The organism is Brevibacillus sp. FSL K6-0770, assembly GCF_038000275.1.
GTDB lineage: Bacteria > Bacillota > Bacilli > Brevibacillales > Brevibacillaceae > Brevibacillus > Brevibacillus parabrevis.
Map to the genome: position 1 here is coordinate 5,200,423 of NZ_JBBOBQ010000001.1, position 18,344 is coordinate 5,218,766.

Consider the following 18,344-nt stretch of genomic DNA (forward strand, 5'->3'; position numbering starts at 1 on the left):
TTTAGTCTTTTTGATACAGATCGCACGTCTTCACGTGGTCATTTACCATCCCTACTGCTTGCATGAACGCATAGCAGATCGTCGAACCGACAAACGTAAACCCGCGCTTTTTCAAATCCTTGCTCAGCTTGTCGCTGATCTCGGTGGAGGCAGGCACATCTTTTAGCTCCTGAAAGTGGTTGTGAATCGGCTTGCCGCCAACAAACGACCAGATGTAGCTGGAGAAGGAGCCGAACTCCTCCACGACCTTGAGAAAGGCGTGAGCGTTTTTGACGACGCCCCTGACTTTCAGCTTGTTCCGCACGATGCCCTCATCCTGCAAAAGCTGCTCGATCTTGTCCTCGTCGTACTGCACAATCTTTGCCGCTTCGAAGTTGTCAAAAGCCCGGCGGTAGTTCTCCCGCTTTTTCAGGATCGTGTACCAGCTCAGCCCCGCCTGCGCGCCTTCCAGATTCAAATATTCAAAGAGCAGCCGGTCATCGTAGACAGGCACTCCCCACTCATGATCGTGATAATCCAAATACAACGGGTCCTGATTCACCCAGCCACATCGATTCATCAAAAGGAACCTCCCAGCAAATACGAACATATATTCTTATGCAAAGAATATACAATCTTTGGCTATTCTGCAAGTTATTCTTGCTCATTCTCGCAATTTTTCTCCCAAAGCAAAACGGTCATGACCGTTTCGTTGACCGTAAGCGCTCACATCCCATTTCATAAAAAACGTCGAGACGTTTTTCACACAAAAAAGACCCTATCAGCGCAATAGGGCCTCCTCTCTTTGTTCACGCTCGCAAAATCACCGCGCGCGGTGCGGAAAAACGCTCAAGCCGTCAAAATAATCGGCTTGCCGCGCGTTATGACGACGGTGTGCTCGTACTGGGCGGTGTAGCTTCTGTCCGGCGTCACCAAAGCCCAGCCGTCCTTCCCGTCCTGCACATACTCGGCTCCTGTGGAAATAAACGTTTCGACAGCGAGCACAAGCCCGTCCGTCAGCAGCCGTTTGTCCCATTTGTCGTAGTAGTTCAGGATGTCCGTCGGCTCCTCGTGCAAGCTTTTGCCGATGCCGTGGCCTGTGAGGTTTTTGACGACCGTAAATCCTTTTGCCTTCGCTTCATTGTGGACGATGCGCCCGATCTGGCTCAACTTGGAGCCAGCCCTGGCCGAATCCAGCGCCTTGTACAGCGACTCCTCTGCGCATTTGCACAGCGCCTGCTTCACAGGTTCTCCCTGTCCCACGACAACCGAAGCGCCTGTATCCGCAAAGTAACCTTCCAGCTCTGCGGAAACGTCGACATTGACGATGTCGCCTTCCTTCAATACCGTTCCATCGGGAATCCCGTGCGCCACGACATGATTCACGCTGATGCACGTCTGCCCGGGGAAGTCGTACGTCACCTGGGGTGCGGAGCGCGCGCCGTACTTCGCCAAAATATCGCCGCCAATCCGGTCCAGCTCTTTTGTCGTGATCCCCGCCCGAACGGCCTGCAGCATCGCTTCTCTCGCTTCTGCCACGATTCTCCCGATCCGTTGCAAAGCGAGCAAATCGTGCTCATTTTGAATCGACATGTCATTTCCCCCTTCATTAAAATATATGGCCAAAATTTATTTCCAGCTCTGCTCCCATTTATTGAAACACACTTCCGCGCAAATCGCAAATGCCAAAGGCTTGAACCAAACGGCAAGCCAGGCGCGCTAGGCCGGACTGACCACGTACTGTCCTCCCCCTGCCTGCTGCCTGATAAATCCGATCGAGACACGATTGAACTCTTCCGGCTGATCCACATTGACGACGTGGCCGCAATTGTCCAGCATGCAAAGCTGGGCGTGCCTTCTGCGGCTTACACACGACTGGACCGAGGGCAAAAACATATAGTCCTCATCTCCCATGATAAAAAGCGCGGGAATCGCAGGCTCTTTCGTCAGCAGCCCCGCGAGAAATGCATTGATTCCGTACGTCAGCCTGAACCAGCGCTTGAACTCCTTTTGACAAAGCTTTTTCGCTTCTCTGACAAATAAAGAGCGGGATTCGCGATGGCGTTCCCGCGGCATGATCACCCAGGCAAACAGCTTGTACAGCCACATGTACGGAACGATATGCTTGACGAGATTGCCCAGCGCAATCAAAATTTGCGAGCGCAAGTTCAGCTTCGTCACGGCTCCCGCCAAAACCATCGAGCGTATTTTTTGCGGCGCAAGCTCGGCGATGATCTGGACGATGATCGTGCCCAGCGACACCGCTACGAAATGAGTGGAAGCAATGTTCTCGTGCTTCAGCACCTCAATGATATCTTTGCTGATGTCTTCAAACGTGTATTTAGCCCTGGGCTTCCCCATATGCTGCTTCGACTTGCCGTGACCGCGCAAATCGACGAGGAGAATATTGAAATGCTCTTTGTAAGCTTTGATCTGTTTATACCAGATGGATGAGCTGCCGCCCGCCCCGTGGACGAAGGTTACCCATTCATAGGCATCTCCGCGTATGTACGTCTTATAATGGATCACTTATATCCCCCCAGAGTATTATAGCGGAGGGATGCTGCATGTGAAACATTTTCCATTTTATTGAAAAGAAAAAGGCAGGATGCCTGCATTCCCGCAGCTCCCTGCCTTGCCTGTACAGCCATGTTTTACGCTTTTCTTTTCCTGCGCAACTGATAGTACGTCACCGCAAGAGCAAGCGCCAGTACCGTTCCTTTAATAATATCGTAGGCGTAATACGGCACGTTCAGCATCGTCATGCCGTTCAGCAACACCCCGATCAAAATCGCGCCGACGAACGTACCGAATACGTTCGGCTTGCCCGCGCCGAAAACGGAGAAGCCGACAAACGCGGCCGCCACTGCATCCATCAGCATCGAGCCGCCGCTGCTCACCTGGCCCGTACCGATCCGCGCTGCCAAAAGCATCCCGCCCAGTCCGGCGAACAGGGCAGACAACACATAAGCGAGCGTGCGATAGCGATTCACGGGAATGCCGGAGAGACGCGCCGCTTCCAGATTGCCGCCCGTCATGTACAGCATCCGCCCTTGGCGAGTATACGCCAAATAGACGTGTGTGACCGCGACCAATAAAAAGGTCAAAATGACGGGAACAGGCAGGGATAAAATTTTGCCTTGTCCGAGCCAGAGGAACCATTCCTGGAATTTTCCCGGAGCCATCGAACCATCTTCCAACGGCATGTTGGCGTAAATCGAGTAGCCTTTTGAATAAGTCATATGAAGTCCGTTGACGATGTACAGCATCGCCAGTGTCGCCAGCAGATCGGGAATGCGGATTTTGACGACCAGAAAAGCGTTGACCAATCCGACAATCAGACTGAGCGCGATCGGGACGACCAAAGTGGCAAACACGCCCTGCTCGTACCAGACCATCATGGAAGCCGAAACGACTGTGGTCAACGACACCGTCGAACCGACAGACAAGTCGAAGCCTCCGACAATCAGTGAAAACGTAACGCCGATCGCGACGAACGTTACGATCGAGATGGAACGCAAAATGTCTGTGATGTTGTCGTACGTGAAGAAATACGGATTGGTCAGACTGAACAACAGCATGACGATCACAATTACTGCGACTGTACCGTATTTGTAAATAAAATCAAACAAGCTGAATTTTTTACCTTCCACCTTACTCACCCCCGCTGGCATAATACATCATCGTCTCCTGTGTCGCGTCCGCGCGGCTCAGCTCCTTGACGATTTTCCCTTCAAACATGACCAAAATCCGGTCGGCAATGCCCAATACTTCGGCAAACTCGCAAGAAAAGTAGAGAACGCCCTTGCCCTGCTCCGCCAGCTTTCCAATCAGGCGGTAAATATCGCTTTTCGCCCCGATGTCGACGCCTTTGGTCGGCTCGTCGAACATGAACACTTGCGCATCCGTATCCAGCCATTTGCCAATCGCGACTTTTTGCTGGTTTCCTCCGCTGAGGTAGCCAACCAGCTGTGTGATGTCTGCCGTCTTTACGCCCAGACGGCTCACCAGCTCCCTCGCCTGCTTCGCTTCTGCCCCTCTGCGGACAAATCCGAGCCGCGACCACTTCTCCAAAGCGGAGACAGACAAGTTGTTCTGGACAGATTCCTCGACAAAAATGCCTTCTTTGCGCCGTTCTTCCGGTACGAGGACGATTCCCGCATCAACAGCGTCCTTCGGCGACCGCAGCCGCACCTCTTTGCCGCTCAGCCTGACTTGTCCCGCCTCGGCGGTATCCGCTCCGAACAAAAGTCTCGCCAGTTCCGTCTTCCCGGCTCCAACCAGCCCGACAATCCCGACAATCTCGCCTTCGCGAACGCTCAAATCGGCGCGGCGAACCTTGCCGCCAGCCACTCCCGCAGCTTCCAGAAGCACCCCGCCTACAGGCACTTCGACTTTCGGGAACTCTTCCTCGAAGCTTTTGCCCAGCATGTTGCCGATGACCTCATCCATCGTCGTGTGGGACGTCTCGCTCGTCACGATCAGTTGACCGTCCCGCATGATCGTGATTCGGTCGCATATCTCAAAAATTTCCGGCAGGCGATGGGAAATGTAGATGATCCCGACACCCGCTTTTTTCAACTGGTCAATGATGAGAAACAGCCGCTCGCTCTCCTTCGTGCTCAACGGAGCTGTCGGTTCGTCAAAAATGACGTACTTCGCTTTTTGCACGGTCGCGCGGGCAATCAGGATCAGTTGCTTTTCGGACAGCGTACATTCCTCGACGAGCATGCGCACAGGGATGGAAAAGCCGAAGCTCTGCAAAATGCTTTCCGCTTCCTTGTGCAAGCTCGGCCAGTTCATGAATCCTTTGCGGCCTGCCGAGACAATCTGATCGAGCAAAATGTTTTCCGTCACGCTCAAGTACGGGATCAGCGCCGTATCCACTTCCTGGTACACGCACTGGATGCCTAAAGCTTTCGCATCCTGGGGCGATTGGATCGACACCTCTTTGCCGTCAATCGTGATGCTCCCCCCGTCAGACTGATACGCGCCCGTCAAAATTTTCATCAAGGTACTTTTCCCCGCTCCATTCGCCCCTAAAAGCGCATGAACCTCGCCAGCCTTGACCTCAAAATCGACCGAACGCAGCGCAGGAACGCCGGAGAACTGCTTCACAATCCCTTTCATCTGCAAGCTGGACACTTTTCGCACCCCCTTAAATAAGCAAGATTCCCGTTGACTGATCAACGGGAATAGCCAAATCAACCAGCTTTATATGCTTACTTGCCCCACTCTTTCACGTACTGGGACAAGTCGCCCATTGTCACTTTTTTGTCCTTAGGCAAATCTTCTTGTTTCACCAACACCGGATTCAGCTTCACGCTGTCTGGCACTTGCTCGCCTTTGATTTTTTGGAAAATAGCCGCTGCGTGAGTGCGTCCGATGTTCGATGGATCTACGGCTGCAGTCGCTGCCCATGGCGAATTTGCTTCCTGGATCAGTTGCAGGTCTTCATCACTCAGGTCGATGCCGTATACTTTGATTTCTGTGCGGCCTGCTTGCAAGATCGCACGGGTTGCCCCTTTGGCAAATTCATCCCAAGATGCCCATACAGCCGTGATGTCGCCTTTGTTCGGATATTTTTTCAGGATGGCTTCCATCTGTGCTTGGGTATCCAGCGCTGTGTTGTTTGTCGCGGAACCGAAAGCGGCGACTTCCTTGATATCCGGATATTTTTTCAGGAACGCTTCATAAGTCACCTGACGTTTTTCCATCGGAGCAAAGCCTGCCACCCAAATTTTCACGATGTTGCCTTTGCCGCCGGAATCTGCCGCCAGCTTTTCCAGGCTCAGCTCTGCCAGCTTGTTGTCGTCTTGCTCGACAATCGGCACGCCAGGCAGCTTGATGTCTGTGTCGAACAGAACGACCGGGATTTTTTTGTCGACAGCTTTTTGCGTACCTTGTTGCAACGCTTCCGCTGTACCGTGGTCAATCAGGATGCCGTCAAAGTTTTGGTTGACCGCAGCGTCAAGATTCGACGCCATTTTCGACAAATCCGTATCTGCGTTGAATACTGTCAGCTCTCCGCCGTTTTTCTCGACTTCCTGCTTCACACCGTTAATGTATTGAGCCGAAAACGTTCCTACATTTTGGCGCATGATCAGGGCAATCCGCTTCGCTTTTTCGCCGGAAGCGCCGTTTGCCGCCGTGTTTTTCGTATCGGCTCCGCCGCCGCACGCGGTCAAGGCCACCGATACTGCCAGTACGAGTGATGTGATAAGGCCCAGTTTCTTTTTCATCGAAAAATCCCCCTTTTTCTTTGTTCCTTGTTGTGCTGCAAGCTGAGGAGGCGACGACCTTCCCTTTCCAAAAGGAAAAGCCTCTTTCAACAGATGAAAGAGGCTTGATCGACAAGATTCGCGCCTCTTATCTGTCAGGTATCGCTACCTGTTGGAGTTAGCACCTTGGCTCGCAAGACATTGATCTTGCCAGCTAGGTTGCCGGGCGTCATAGGGCCATTCCCTCAGCCTTCTCTGGATAAGAGTAGTTATTATTTTCGAAACCTTTGTATTAGTATATAGAGACTATAATCCGTGTTTTACCCATCTGTCAACTAGGTTTTTAAAACTTTTCTCCTTTAAATTTATTCCGCCGCTGCGTCCAAATTTTGGAGGAATCGTGTAGGCTCTTGTCGAAATATCGTAGATTGAAGCAGCCATGCAAATTTGCGATGGGGATGTCCGATGATTCTACTAAAAGAAGTAATTTTGCAGATGTTTTTTGCTCTGACGCCATTTGTCCTGTTCAATATTTATTACCGCGACCGAATGCGCAATTACAGCCGCGCTTTCATTCTTGTGACCAGCTCGATTTGCATGTTTCTGGCCATGACCTTCGCGACCAGCGTCTCGGAAGGCGTGATTTTCGATATCAGGCACATCATCGTATTTTTTGCCCTAGTCTATGGGGGAGTGCGGATCGCGCTGGTCTTACTGATCGAGTCCGCGCTATACCGCTATTATTTGGGTGGTGAAGGCATCTGGCTCGCGCTGCTTGCCCTGGTTGTCACCTTTGCCATCTCCCTCCTGATGTATCGGCGTTACAAAGCCAGTTATCGGAAAACACTGTATATTTTTTTGACGGGCGCGCTCTTTTCCCTGGTAGCTTTGGGGTTGACCTATCTATACTTTCCCACCTATGTATCCCATCATCCTGCCTACTACTTGTTCGTGATCCCCGTTCAAAACTTTGTCGGAATTTGGCTTTTGTTGTCGCTATTTAGCAAGTGCGTATCCGACAAAGAACTGTTTATTCGACACGCCCAAAATGAAAAAATCGAAACGATGAGCCATGTCGCCGCATCGCTTGCTCACGAGGTGAGAAATCCGCTCACAGCGGTCAAAGGATTTTTGCGCCTGATCCAGGAAAATCCTGAAAATATTACGAAAACCGATCAGTACATCCGCATCAGCATGGACGAAATCCAGCGGACGGAAGCGATCCTGACCGAGTATCTCGCTTTGTCCAAGCCGCTCAAGGAGCGCACCGAGCTAATCAACGTATGCGACCAGCTTTACGTCGTGCGGGAAGTCATGCTGCCTTTTGCCAATATGCACAATGTCGAGCTGGAGCTGCAAGCTTATGAAAAGCCTGTCACGATTCTGGCCAATCCCGACGAGTTCAAACAAGTCTTGGTCAACTTCATCAAAAATGCGATCGAAGCTTGTGAGCAGACGGTCAACGGCAAAGTGTCCCTCTCGCTGTTCATTGAGAAAAGCAACGCCATGCTGATCATCAAAGACAACGGCATCGGGATGGACGAAGGCCAGATCAAACGCCTCGGGTCCATTTATTTCTCGACGAAAACAAGCGGAACCGGTCTCGGGCTTACGTACTCCTATCACGTCATCCACGCGTTCGGCGGGTCGGTAAGCGTGTCCAGCAAGCCAAAAGTCGGAACCAAATTCACGATCACGTTTCCGTATCACGCGCAACCCTAGCCGTCAGTCGAGTGATCTGGGCTTAAACGAGCGACCTGGTCATGAATACTTGCTTGGCCATCACGTCAAAACCTGCCCTTTGCAAAATACGGATGGCCATTTCGTTGGAAACTGGCAAATTGACCGTGAGGCGATACAGCTCCTTGTCCCATGGCGAAAACACATGGGCAAGAGCACTTCTGACAATCGCCTCACGGTCGGCCCGTTCCGGCCTTGCCTCACACTGAAACAGCAAGGCTGTCGTTTGTTTTCCGTTTTCAAAAATCCGTCTGTACAAGGCATAGCCGATTACTTGTTTGTTCTCATCGCGGACGAGTACCGCTTGCTTGTTCTCAATCGTTCTCCACTGAATATCCCAAAGCGGTTTGGTCCAAAAGTCCAATGAATACACGTCATCCGGCATGCCTTCAAGCAATTCGTAGGACGGGCTTGCTTCCTTTTGCAAAGCGGAAAGCACGCCTTCTTCTGTGGAAGACGCCTCGACGTTTTTCAGCGAAGTTGGATGTGAGCGCTTGTGGTCATGAGCTTTTTGTTCCAGAAAAATCGACTGGTCACAGACGGCGAAGCCTATTTTCTCGTACAAGGCTATCGCCCTGTCGTTCTCCCGAATGGCGACCAGCGCCGCAAGCTGTACACCCTGCTCCCGATATATTTGCAAAGTCGCTTCCATCAAGGCTTGGCCGACTCCGCACCGCCTATGCTCCAGCGCTACCCCTGTCCCGCCATTCCACCCAACTTTTTGCCCGTCCCGCTCCCAAATTCCATTCAGTACAATTCCGGCAGGCTCGCCGTTTACAAAGGCAACCAGCGAATGCGTTGGCGACAACTCTTCCTTACCCATTTTCCAGATGAGCGTGTCCGCCGTCTTCGATTGATCGAAAAAGTACCCGGAAAACCCTCTGTTGTAAGCTAAAACAGTCTCTGCCACCGTACATTGCTCCATTGATTTCAAAACCAGCACAGCCATTCCTCCTCGGCTTGGATGACATACGCGTTTATTTTATCAAATAATTTTAAATCGATAAAATATTTTTGATTAAAGGATTTGCAAGCGAGTATCTTCGGCCGTAAGAAAACACCAGCGGCCTCTTCCGGCTTTTTTCTTGCTCAGCCAAATAGTCGCAGGCAAAAGGAAATGTTACATAGAAAAGACCGCCTGACCAAACCGTTCTGTCAAGCGCTCCGTGACGATCCTTCCGCATATTTGATTGCTCTGTTCCCTTTTTCTAATGATGAACGGGCGGCACTTGTTGCTCGTTCTTCGGATGTTTTTCAAAAAACAGCAAATCGTTTTGCCGATTCAACGTGGCTAAAAATACTTGCTCAACCGCGACGCCGCTTTTATGTAGCTCCTGCAAAAGCCAGTTTTCATCCCGCTCGCGATAGGTCAACACTTCTGCGCATATTTTCCCCTCGATAATCACAGGCAAAGAAATGCCTGTCGAAGCCGTCTTGATTTGCAAATCTTGTCTCGTCACGGTCTGCTGTGCCGATTTTTTCAAGACCGTCAAACGCCCGTTGGCCTCGATAATCGCCATATCAATCTCGGCGAGATCGAAAATATCTTTTTCCCGCAGCATTTGCAGCACGTTGTCGAGGGAATAGCGGATTTTTTTCAGCTGATCGACGAGAAACTCGCCGTTGTAATAAACAACCGTCGGCTCAAACGTGACCATTTTGCCAAAGCGCCTGGAAACGACCGACCATTGCGACACGATTCGTTGCAGCACGCCCAATGTCACAATCGCGACAGCTATGGGGATATGGTGGACGTTCGGTTCGGCGATATCGGCCCCTGCCACCGAGCCTAACGTGATGATCACCATAAAATCAAAAACAGGCAGCTCGCCAATCGAGCGTTTTCCCATGAATAGCGTCACAACCAACAATAGCGGCAAAATCGAGCAAACCCGCCCGATCACGATCAAGCTTTCACTGAACAGCTCCACCCACTTGTGCCTCCTGCTCTATGCCTTTCTTCGTTTTACTATGTAAAGTTTTGGAAGCAATTATACAAGTTCGCCGATCAAGAAAGGCCGTTTCCCGCTTTCCCGAGCTGACGGCCTTGAAAAAGACGTTGCTATTTTCATATCGCAGAAAATTTTCCATTATATGGACCAAAAAATTATATGCTCCCCAGCCGCTGCGATGTTTTGTGGGCAGCATCCTGCACGCGCTCGATCAAATAGTTCAACCGTTCTTCTTTCAAATCAAAGGTGACGATTCCGATGCTGAGAGCACCGATTACTTTTTGCGTATAATCAAAAATCGGAGAGGCAACAGAAGCTGTATTCTCTGTCCGTTCCGCAAAACTCACCGCGTAACCAGCCTTGCGAATCTGGGCCAGCTTCTCCATAAATGCAGGCGTCTCCTCCTCGCCGACGAGTTGAAGCACGGTCTGCCTCGCTTCCTCCTCTGGCATGTGCGCCAAAACGACCTTGTTCGCTGCACCGATGTGCATCGGGATGCGCAAGCCAAGCTGATCGTAGATGCGAATATTGTGCTGGCTGTCCACTCGATCGACCACGATCGACTCCAAACCGCTCGGCTGGCTGAAATAAACGCTTTCCTCGACTTCTCTGGCCAGCTCCTCAATCATCGGTTTGATCACTTTGCGATAATCGATCCGATCCAGGACGCGAAGTCCAAACTCCATCCACCTGATTCCCAACGTGTACTGCTTCGTCGCCGCATCGTGCTCCACCAAATCGTGATTCATCAAAGTGTACAGGAGGCGATAAGTCGTACTCACCGGAAGCTGGCATTCTTTCGCCAAATCGTTGATGGTCCACCACTTTCTATGCTCGTCCGACGCAAGTGCCGTCGCAATCGCCATCGCCCGATCAAACGATTGAATCACTGTCATTTCCCCTTTTTCTATGTTCTCGTCTATCTCATATCTTAAACTACTCGCTACAATTTTGTGAATCGTAAAAAATTTTACACAAATCCCCACATCTGGCGCGGAATAGCGATTGACAGTGCAAAATCAGAATGTGTACACTTAGAGTGATTTTTCGAAATATGAACAATATTCCATAATACGGAATAAAGGGAGGCAACTATGTTCCAAGGCAGCCAATCCATGGTCAAAAAGATGAAGACAGTCATCATCAAGCATCCCCGTGAAGCTTTTATCAGCCAGGCCCACCTCGAAGAATCGTGGAAAACCTTTAACTATACAGACCGTCCTGATTGGGACAAAGCTTTGCACGAGTACGAGAAGTTCGAAGCCATTTTGCAAGAGCATGTGGAAAACGTCCTGCATCTCCCGCAATCAGACAAAACCGGACTCGATTCCATCTACGCCCATGATCCGGTGAAGTTCACGTCCCAAGGGGCGATCATCCTCAAATCCGGCAAAGAGCTGCGCCAGGGTGAAGCAGAAGTATACAAAGATTTCCTGCAAGCAAACAACATTCCGATTCTCGGACAGTTGACAGGCGATGCCCGCTCCGATGGTGGCGACCTCGTCTGGCTGGACGAAAAAACGCTCGCCATCGGGCTAGGCTTCCGCACCAACCAGGCGGCGATCGCGCAAATTACGGAGATGGTCAAAGATTTCACGGAAGAAATCATCGTCGTTCCGCTGCCATACGACCGCGGCCCGGCGGAGTGCCTGCACCTGATGTCGATTATCAGCATGGTTGACCACGATCTCGCCGTCGTCTATTCCAAACTGATGCCTGTTTTCTTCCGTCAGCTGCTCATCGACAGAGGCATTGAACTGATTGAAGTTCCCGACAACGAATACGATAACCTGGGCAGCAACGTCCTCGCGCTCGCCCCTCGCCTGTGCATGGTCGTAGCGGGCAATCCGATCACAAAAGAGCTGCTGCAAAAAGCGGGCGCTACCGTGTACGAGTACGCGGGTCATGAAATCTCGTATAAAGGCACGGGCGGCCCTACTTGCCTGACTTCTCCGGTTGAGCGGGTGTAGTTTACATGGAATTGGGAAGCGGAGAAATTCGTTCTACCAATGAAAACGAGCCATAATAGAGATTCTATGGCTTGTTTTTTTTTGCCTGGTTATGTGTTCTATACAAGGAGTAATTTTTGCAAAGAGTTTTGATAAAAGATATTATTAGATTACGCATTAGTAGTAACTATCTGGAAACTAAGTAAAGTTATGTATTTACCTTGGTCTCATGTCAGGCAACAAGACTGGAGAAACATTGTTTGGACTTGGAAGCATCGTTCACTATTTTGGAAAATCCAAACGATCAATAAGTCAATGGGTTAAGGAGTTAGAAGATGCTAAGCTTATAGAACGTATGCAAAGGAAGCGAGCGAGATATCAAAACTAAGGTAGTAAAAGCCAGCAAAGATTTGTATCATGATCAAAAAAATAAAAGAGAGTGTGAAATATGAAAAAAATATTATTGGTTTGTATCATGATAATGTTGATACTAGCATCGGCTTGTGGAAATGTTGAAATGACATCAAATCCACCTACTTCTAGTGAGCCTAAACCTGAAACGGATGAGTCTATTATTCCAAAAAACACATCCGATTGTTTTAATGCAGAAAATATAAATTTAGATAGTGAAACTGAAAAATATTTCTATGGAGTTTGGAAAGTTGAGAAGCTTTTAGGATTTGCAAATTCATGGAATGATGCTTCTGAATATCCAACAGGGCAAAAATTTATTGGAGATGAATTGATAATCAAAAAAGACTTTTTTTCATCAAAAGGACTAAAAAACTATAAGAAATATCAATATGAACTAAAAAATCCATTATACGAGATTACAGCGACATGCTATAGCTCTCTCTCTTTTTATAGATTATATAAAATAGATATCCCAGACTTAAATGAAAATGATGTAGTAAAAGTAATAGATATAAGTGACCCTTCTACAAACATGCACATACCTGTAAGTGTAGGTTTTTTTCTTGTTAATAACGATAGGCTGATCTTGATATCAGAGGCAACTATTTTTGAGCTAAAAAAAATTACTGATTAAATAGGTGACAAAAAAAGAGAGCCTCGACAAAGCCGGCTCTCCTAACCTAAATCAAACAATTCCGCGTAACGTAACGCAGCAACTTGTGCCACGCTTACAGAAAATGCTGCATCCAAATATTCGGCTCTACGTACTTGGCCTCGTTTTTCTCCACATCCATCCGCACAGGAACAAGCGCGTCCGGAATGATATACGTGCCGGACTCAGGGAACTTCAAGCCTGTCCATTCCTCCCAGTTGGCAATGCTTCCCACGATCGACATGGATTCCGACGCCACTTTCATGATTTTCGCCCCCATCTTCCAATGCGTGCGAACCCACGGATCAAAAGGAGCGCCCTCTTCCGTGTTCCATTCGATGTAGTTTTCCATCGGGGTCAACGGATACTTGTGCTTGAGCGATGGGCGAACAGGCGCCACCATATATTCCAGCCCGTTTTGCTTCGCAATGTCTTTCATCGCCGCCACCATGTGACGACTCAGTCCAAGACCGCGATGCGCAGGGTCGATTGAAATCGAAAGCGCCGACAACGTGTTTGGCTTCTGGCCTTGGGCGTGTCCTTCAATCCCGCGCAGGAAGACGTCTCCCCAGCCCTTCGGCATTCCTTCCAGCGTGCCGTCCCAGTAAAAAGGAATCGAGTTGCCCACGGCCATTACCTTGTCGTTTTCATCGGTCAACAAATATTGAAAAGAAGCAAACCACTCTTCCAGCCGATCGTAGTGCTGGTCGGCCACTTCGTCATGCAGCATGAAGGTAGACCAGCTGGCAGCGAGCACTTCGGCCATCTGATCGTTCAAATCAGGACGTTCTGCTTGTGTATACACCTTGTATGCCATTCTTTCCATCCTCCCAAAAACATCGCTGTCTCTCTGTTCGCCAAAAGGCTCCTCGCTAGAAAGTCAGGAAATCCTTTCCACGACTCTTTCATTCTATCAAAACTTGTTTGAAGCACAAACTTTTTCGCCGAATCGCCCTTTTCCGAAAAAAACTTCTGATTGCTGCGTCACAAAAATTGCCCCCGCCTCGTTATATGGTCAAATCGCAGCGAGGAGCTGATCTCCATGAAAGAAATGACTGTAGTCGTAGTCGGTGGCGGCTATGCCGGAATCAATGCCGTTAAAGCAATCCAGGACACATGCAAAGGACGCCCTGCACGCATCGTCCTGATCGACAAGGAGCCTTACCATCTGCGCAAAGTTTTGCTGTTCAAGCCAGCTGTCTCCCAAACCGATATCGCCATCCCGTTGAAAACCATCTTCCCCGCAGGCGTTGAATTTTTGCAAGGTACGGTCGTTTCTGTCCAGGGAAGCGCCAAGATGATCCATTATGTAGATAAAGGCGGAAAAGAACTGTCGCTTGCGTATGACGTGCTCGTCCTCGCGGTAGGCAGCGTCGCCCGCCGAGCAGAGCCGGAGCAGGGCGGAATCGCCTTGTCTGATGTGGCAGCCGCCGAGACGATTCGCAACACATGGCAGCAAAATATGCGGCTGGCCGTTTTGGAAAAGCGCCCCGAAGAAAGACAGCGGCTTTTGACAATCGCTGTCGCAGGAGCGGGCATCAGCGGCATCGAGACAGCTTCGGAGCTTGCTTTTTCCATGCGGCAGGAAGCGCAACACCTCGGCATCGCTCCCCATGAAGTCACTGTCTACTTGCTCAATGCGCAAAATCGCCTCTTCACGGAAGGACCTGTGAAAATGGCGCGCAAGCTGGAACAAGCTTTGCTGGACGGCGGAGTCACGGTTTTGCACGGGACAAAAGCCATTCGCGAGCAGGACGGCAAGCTGAGTCTGTCCACGGGCCGCACGCTTGCTGTCGGTCTGTGCATCTGGGCGCTCGGTCTGCTGCCGAACCCGGCGCTGCGCCAGATGGGGTTGCCGCTCACTACACACGGCCAGCTTGTCGTGGATGAATCGTATCGGGTCGCTGGCGCTCCTTTCGTCTACAGCATTGGCGATTGCGCCCGCATCGTCGACCCGGCAAGCGGCCAGGCGGACCGGATGACGTGCAAGGAAGCGAGCAGGCAAGCCTCCCGGTTGAGCAAAATTATCCTCGCTGATCTGGATGGAACGCAGTCTCCCGTTCATAAAAGTTGCATGGACTTCTACTGCGTCGGATTGGGGCCGGAGCGGGCGATCGTCTGGACGCGCCAATGGGGCGTGGACATCATTTTGACAGGGAAATTGGGCTGGAAGCTGCGTCAGTTCACGTGGAATATTGCCAGCATGATAAAATAAGGAAAAAACGATGCTGACACTAGACGCCAGAGGAAGTGAACATGCGATGGAGGCCCTTTATCAGCAATACAAAGGATTGCTGTTTCGTCTCGCCTACCAGCTCACAGGCTCGGCCACAGATGCGGAAGATATCGTGCAGGATGTCTTTTTGAAAGCGTACGATGTCGAGCTGGAACAAATCGCAGAGCCAAAAGCCTACCTGTGCAAAATGACGACAAACCGCTGCCTCGATCTGTTGAAATCGGCACGCCACAGGCGGGAGCTGTACACGGGGCCATGGCTGCCCGAACCGATCCCTACTCCCGGAGCGGACAGCTACGAATCGGTCATCACCAAAGATTTGTTGTCGTACGCCATGCTCGTGCTGCTCGAACGCTTGTCTCCGGTCGAGCGTGCGGTCTTCGTCCTGCGCGAAGCTTTTGCCTTCGACTACGACGAGATTGCCCAGCTTGTCGGAAAAAGCCAGGCCAATTGCCGGAAAATCATCAGCCGCTGCAAAGCCAAGCTCGGTTTGGATGCAGACGAACAGCTTCACGCGCACGAAAAAGAAATCGGCGAAGAATGGATCGGCCGTTTTCTGCATGCGCTGGAACACGGCAATGTCAACGCTTTGCTCACGCTCTTGTCCGCAGACGCTGAACTGCTCTCGGATGGCGGTGGAAAAGTATTCGCTGCCATACGTCCGGTCGTGTCTGGCAAACGTGTCGCGGAGTTCTTGCTTGGCTTGATGCGCTTCGCCGCACAAGGCTCTCCGTACGAAGTAGGGCTTGCTTCGCTGAACGGCCAAACGGCACTCGTCATCCGGCAAAATGACGCAGTAGATACAGTCGTTTTCCTGCACAGCAAGGCAGAAAAAATTCACCGCCTGTACTTCGTTCGCAACCCGGATAAACTGAAAGCTGTCCTGTAAAGGCAAAGCAATGCCCCCTTCGCTCTCGGTACGAAGGGGGCATGTTCACGCTCATGACTTTGTTCACTTACAGGCGAAAGCGCTGGACGATCTCTTCCATCGAATGCGTCAATTCCGCATTGCGTTCGGAGATGGTCGCGATTTTCTGGTTGTTGTGCGCGATAATTTGCGCCTGCTCGGTGATCGCTTCGACGCTGTATGCGCTTTGTCCCATGGAGCTTGTCACTTGCTCCACGATCGCCACTACACTGGCAATCGACGAGTTCAATTCTTCGAACGAAGCGCTGAAATCCGTCAGCAATGTGTTGAAATGATGTGCGTCGCTGTTGTATTGCTCTGACATGTGAATCAGCTTGCCGTAATCCGGGCGGACTTTGCTGTCGATAAACTCCAGCACGCTGGAAGAGTTTTCTGCGAGATTGTTCACGGATTCGCGCACGATGGCGATAATTCGCTGAATATCGATGACGACCGCAGACGACTGTGTCGCCAGCTTGCGTATTTCATCAGCCACGACGGAGAAGCCTCTTCCGCTTTCCCCGGCACGCGCCGCTTCAATCGCGGCGTTCAAGGCGAGCAAATTCGTCTGCTCGGAAATATGCAAAATCGCTTCTGCCAACAAATTGATTTGTCCCATCGATTCGGTCGACTGCACAATCGCCTGCTCCGTTTGCTGCTTCACGCTTTGATACAACTCGGCTGCCGATACTTGCGCCGCAACGGCATTTTCCTTCAACACATCGGCTCGCTGGCTTACGTCCTGAGAGGTAGCCGCTGCTTCGGTCGTGCGCAAAGTGACTGCGTGAACGACATGCTGAATATCAGTAAGAGTAGCGTTCATTTCTTCCGTCGAAGCCATTGTCTCTTGCATATGCGACAGCAAGACAGCAGTCGCCTCCGCCGTTCCGCTCGATTGCTCGCTGACGGCCACTGTGGATTGCTGCACGCTTTGCGCATTTTCCGCTACCACATGAGAGACGGTCGCAAGCTTGCTCGCCACTTCCCGCAATTGCTCGCGCATGACCAAAATCGACTTCGCCATCAGGCTGATCTCATCCTCCGTCACCTGCTCCTTCGCCACGATCTGCTCGCGCAAGTCGAACTCGGCTGTTTGCGCAATCATCTTGCGCATGTGATCGAGCGGTCCGGTAATCAAGCGGCTGAGCACAAACGACAAGATCAGCGCTCCTGCCACCGCTGCCGCCATTTTCAATAGCGCAGACCGGAGACTGTTGGCGAGCACTTCGTTGCGCTCCGTATTGTTGTAGACGATTTCCACTACACGGGAACGGCTCAGGTCGTTGGCGCTCTCATCCAGCTTGTATGGGATATAGCGGTATGTTTGGTCGTCCTCTCCCGTACTCTCGTGAAATTCCTTGATCGTCTGCGTGGAGAACGCCGCTTCAAAAGTTGGCGCAAACCGCTGCGCGATGCGCAAAGCTTTGCCGTCTTCCCCTTTTTTGCCGAGCGCGTAGCCATCGTGCGAGTAAACGGTGATTTCTTTCACAATGCTGTATTTGCCTGCGATCTCCTTCGAGACATCGAGAAAGTTGAACGTCTGGAACAAGTCGCTGTCCTGCAAATTCATGCTCGCTTCCAGCAAATATTTGTGATCGCCGGTTGGGAGATAGGCGAACTTTTTGATCTGCCCACTGTTGACGGACACTTCCATTCCGTCGGCGGAAAACTTGCTTCCGTCGATTCGTTTTTTCAACACCTCCGCGAAAGCTCCCGATTGGCTAAAATCGAGCCCCACGTCAGAGGCGACACTGGACTGCACTACTTTGATGTTTCGATCAATGACGAAAAAGTCCATTCCGTACTGCTCGCGCAAAGCCGCATAGTCCCACGCCGAAAGCGCCGAGTTGGCCTGATAGTTTTTCGCCAGCTTTTCCAGTGCGCCCTTCATCCGCTCCTCCATGTCTTGCTCGAACACGCCGTACACGAGATCGACGTTTTTGACGGCATGAATGATCCGATCCTCGACTAGCTGATACTGCACCGCTTTTTCCGAAAGGATCGTAGCCTTGAGCTGCGAATAGTCGATCAGCGACAGCACAATCGCGACCAACATCGTAAACAGCGAGATCATAACGCTGAGTTTCATTTGAAAAGACACAAAATTTCGTTTCATAAGTATGCTCCAATAGTCTCCGTATTTTTTAACAAAACTCAACATAATTTACCATATCTTAACTTGTCAATATTTCTTCCTGATGACTTTATTTTGCAAAAACTATGTCTTCTTACCTTTTTGCGCTTTTTATGTCCATCCGAACATATGACAATCGAACTAAGGTTAACATCGTGCC

General features: G+C 50.7%; 16 protein-coding genes and 1 riboswitch. Of the genes, 5 read left to right on the top strand and 11 right to left on the bottom strand.

Translation table 11 applies throughout. The annotated features are described in order from the left end of the window. Position 1 precedes the first annotated feature (1 nt). The 6 genes from NST23_RS24715 to NST23_RS24740 all read right to left on the bottom strand — a co-directional run bounded on the left by NST23_RS24715 (position 2) and on the right by NST23_RS24740 (position 6,221). Positions 2–559 carry a DNA-3-methyladenine glycosylase I gene (locus tag NST23_RS24715; RefSeq protein WP_122963769.1) on the bottom strand — a complete coding sequence of 186 codons (558 nt, stop codon included), beginning with the start codon at positions 557–559 and terminating at the stop codon, positions 2–4. A gap of 269 nt (positions 560–828) precedes the next feature. Continuing rightward, positions 829–1,572 (bottom strand): type I methionyl aminopeptidase, encoded by a 744-nt coding sequence (gene map / locus NST23_RS24720; RefSeq protein WP_122963768.1) that lies wholly within the window; start codon positions 1,570–1,572, stop codon positions 829–831. A gap of 126 nt (positions 1,573–1,698) precedes the next feature. After that, positions 1,699–2,508 carry an alpha/beta fold hydrolase gene (locus NST23_RS24725; protein ID WP_173597650.1) on the bottom strand — a complete coding sequence of 270 codons (810 nt, stop codon included), beginning with the start codon at positions 2,506–2,508 and terminating at the stop codon, positions 1,699–1,701. A 125-nt stretch (positions 2,509–2,633) separates the two neighbouring features. Then, on the bottom strand, positions 2,634–3,632 hold the full coding sequence (locus tag NST23_RS24730; RefSeq protein WP_122963766.1) for an ABC transporter permease: 999 nt from the start codon (positions 3,630–3,632) through the stop codon (positions 2,634–2,636). Position 3,633: 1 nt separating this feature from the next. Continuing rightward, the gene (locus NST23_RS24735) at positions 3,634–5,124 is read right to left on the bottom strand and encodes a sugar ABC transporter ATP-binding protein (protein ID WP_242774198.1); all 1,491 of its coding nucleotides are present in this window, start codon (positions 5,122–5,124) and stop codon (positions 3,634–3,636) included. 77 nt (positions 5,125–5,201) lie between these two features. Beyond that, the gene (locus NST23_RS24740; protein ID WP_063231736.1) at positions 5,202–6,221 is read right to left on the bottom strand and encodes a sugar ABC transporter substrate-binding protein; all 1,020 of its coding nucleotides are present in this window, start codon (positions 6,219–6,221) and stop codon (positions 5,202–5,204) included. Between the two features lie 124 nt (positions 6,222–6,345). Next, a riboswitch (SAM riboswitch) is annotated at positions 6,346–6,466 on the bottom strand. Between the two features lie 199 nt (positions 6,467–6,665). Here NST23_RS24740 and NST23_RS24745 point away from each other — a divergent pair. Beyond that, complete coding sequence (locus tag NST23_RS24745; protein ID WP_340964821.1) at positions 6,666–7,922, top strand: ATP-binding protein; 1,257 nt, start codon at positions 6,666–6,668, stop codon at positions 7,920–7,922. A 22-nt stretch (positions 7,923–7,944) separates the two neighbouring features. On the opposite strand, the gene NST23_RS24750 is transcribed toward NST23_RS24745, so the two are convergent. From NST23_RS24750 to NST23_RS24760, 3 genes are all read right to left on the bottom strand, one after another. After that, positions 7,945–8,883, bottom strand: coding sequence for a GNAT family N-acetyltransferase (locus NST23_RS24750; protein WP_340964823.1), 939 nt, complete (start codon positions 8,881–8,883; stop codon positions 7,945–7,947). Positions 8,884–9,148: 265 nt separating this feature from the next. Beyond that, positions 9,149–9,871 (bottom strand): DUF421 domain-containing protein, encoded by a 723-nt coding sequence (locus tag NST23_RS24755; RefSeq protein ID WP_173597654.1) that lies wholly within the window; start codon positions 9,869–9,871, stop codon positions 9,149–9,151. Positions 9,872–10,047: 176 nt separating this feature from the next. Then, on the bottom strand, positions 10,048–10,782 hold the full coding sequence (locus NST23_RS24760) for an IclR family transcriptional regulator (RefSeq protein ID WP_122963757.1): 735 nt from the start codon (positions 10,780–10,782) through the stop codon (positions 10,048–10,050). Between the two features lie 204 nt (positions 10,783–10,986). Here NST23_RS24760 and NST23_RS24765 point away from each other — a divergent pair, with 204 nt between their 5' ends. Both NST23_RS24765 and NST23_RS24770 read left to right on the top strand, forming a co-directional pair. Beyond that, positions 10,987–11,862 carry a dimethylarginine dimethylaminohydrolase family protein gene (locus NST23_RS24765; protein WP_340964824.1) on the top strand — a complete coding sequence of 292 codons (876 nt, stop codon included), beginning with the start codon at positions 10,987–10,989 and terminating at the stop codon, positions 11,860–11,862. A 427-nt stretch (positions 11,863–12,289) separates the two neighbouring features. Further along, positions 12,290–12,889 (top strand): hypothetical protein, encoded by a 600-nt coding sequence (locus NST23_RS24770; protein WP_281869353.1) that lies wholly within the window; start codon positions 12,290–12,292, stop codon positions 12,887–12,889. A gap of 94 nt (positions 12,890–12,983) precedes the next feature. Here NST23_RS24770 and NST23_RS24775 read toward each other — a convergent pair whose 3' ends face one another. Continuing rightward, complete coding sequence (locus NST23_RS24775) at positions 12,984–13,724, bottom strand: GNAT family N-acetyltransferase (protein WP_281869354.1); 741 nt, start codon at positions 13,722–13,724, stop codon at positions 12,984–12,986. A gap of 225 nt (positions 13,725–13,949) precedes the next feature. Here NST23_RS24775 and NST23_RS24780 point away from each other — a divergent pair, with 225 nt between their 5' ends. Both NST23_RS24780 and NST23_RS24785 read left to right on the top strand, forming a co-directional pair. Beyond that, the gene (locus NST23_RS24780) at positions 13,950–15,122 is read left to right on the top strand and encodes an NAD(P)/FAD-dependent oxidoreductase (protein WP_340964827.1); all 1,173 of its coding nucleotides are present in this window, start codon (positions 13,950–13,952) and stop codon (positions 15,120–15,122) included. Positions 15,123–15,168: 46 nt separating this feature from the next. After that, complete coding sequence (locus NST23_RS24785) at positions 15,169–16,032, top strand: RNA polymerase sigma-70 factor (protein ID WP_242775246.1); 864 nt, start codon at positions 15,169–15,171, stop codon at positions 16,030–16,032. A gap of 67 nt (positions 16,033–16,099) precedes the next feature. On the opposite strand, the gene NST23_RS24790 is transcribed toward NST23_RS24785, so the two are convergent. Beyond that, positions 16,100–18,166 (bottom strand): methyl-accepting chemotaxis protein, encoded by a 2,067-nt coding sequence (locus tag NST23_RS24790; protein ID WP_173599390.1) that lies wholly within the window; start codon positions 18,164–18,166, stop codon positions 16,100–16,102. Positions 18,167–18,344: the final 178 nt, after the last annotated feature.

Excerpts from the sequence above, each read along its gene's own strand:
- map (WP_122963768.1), bottom strand. The coding sequence starts at position 1,572 with ATGTCGATTCAAAATGAGCACGATTTGCTCGCTTTGCAACGGATCGGG.
- NST23_RS24780 (WP_340964827.1), top strand. The coding sequence starts at position 13,950 with ATGAAAGAAATGACTGTAGTCGTAGTCGGTGGCGGCTATGCCGGAATC.
- NST23_RS24770 (WP_281869353.1), top strand. The coding sequence starts at position 12,290 with ATGAAAAAAATATTATTGGTTTGTATCATGATAATGTTGATACTAGCA.
- NST23_RS24765 (WP_340964824.1), top strand. The coding sequence starts at position 10,987 with ATGTTCCAAGGCAGCCAATCCATGGTCAAAAAGATGAAGACAGTCATC.
- NST23_RS24775 (WP_281869354.1), bottom strand. The coding sequence starts at position 13,724 with ATGGCATACAAGGTGTATACACAAGCAGAACGTCCTGATTTGAACGAT.
- NST23_RS24790 (WP_173599390.1), bottom strand. The coding sequence starts at position 18,166 with ATGAAACGAAATTTTGTGTCTTTTCAAATGAAACTCAGCGTTATGATC.
- NST23_RS24785 (WP_242775246.1), top strand. The coding sequence starts at position 15,169 with ATGGAGGCCCTTTATCAGCAATACAAAGGATTGCTGTTTCGTCTCGCC.
- NST23_RS24715 (WP_122963769.1), bottom strand. The coding sequence starts at position 559 with ATGAATCGATGTGGCTGGGTGAATCAGGACCCGTTGTATTTGGATTAT.
- NST23_RS24745 (WP_340964821.1), top strand. The coding sequence starts at position 6,666 with ATGATTCTACTAAAAGAAGTAATTTTGCAGATGTTTTTTGCTCTGACG.
- NST23_RS24740 (WP_063231736.1), bottom strand. The coding sequence starts at position 6,221 with ATGAAAAAGAAACTGGGCCTTATCACATCACTCGTACTGGCAGTATCG.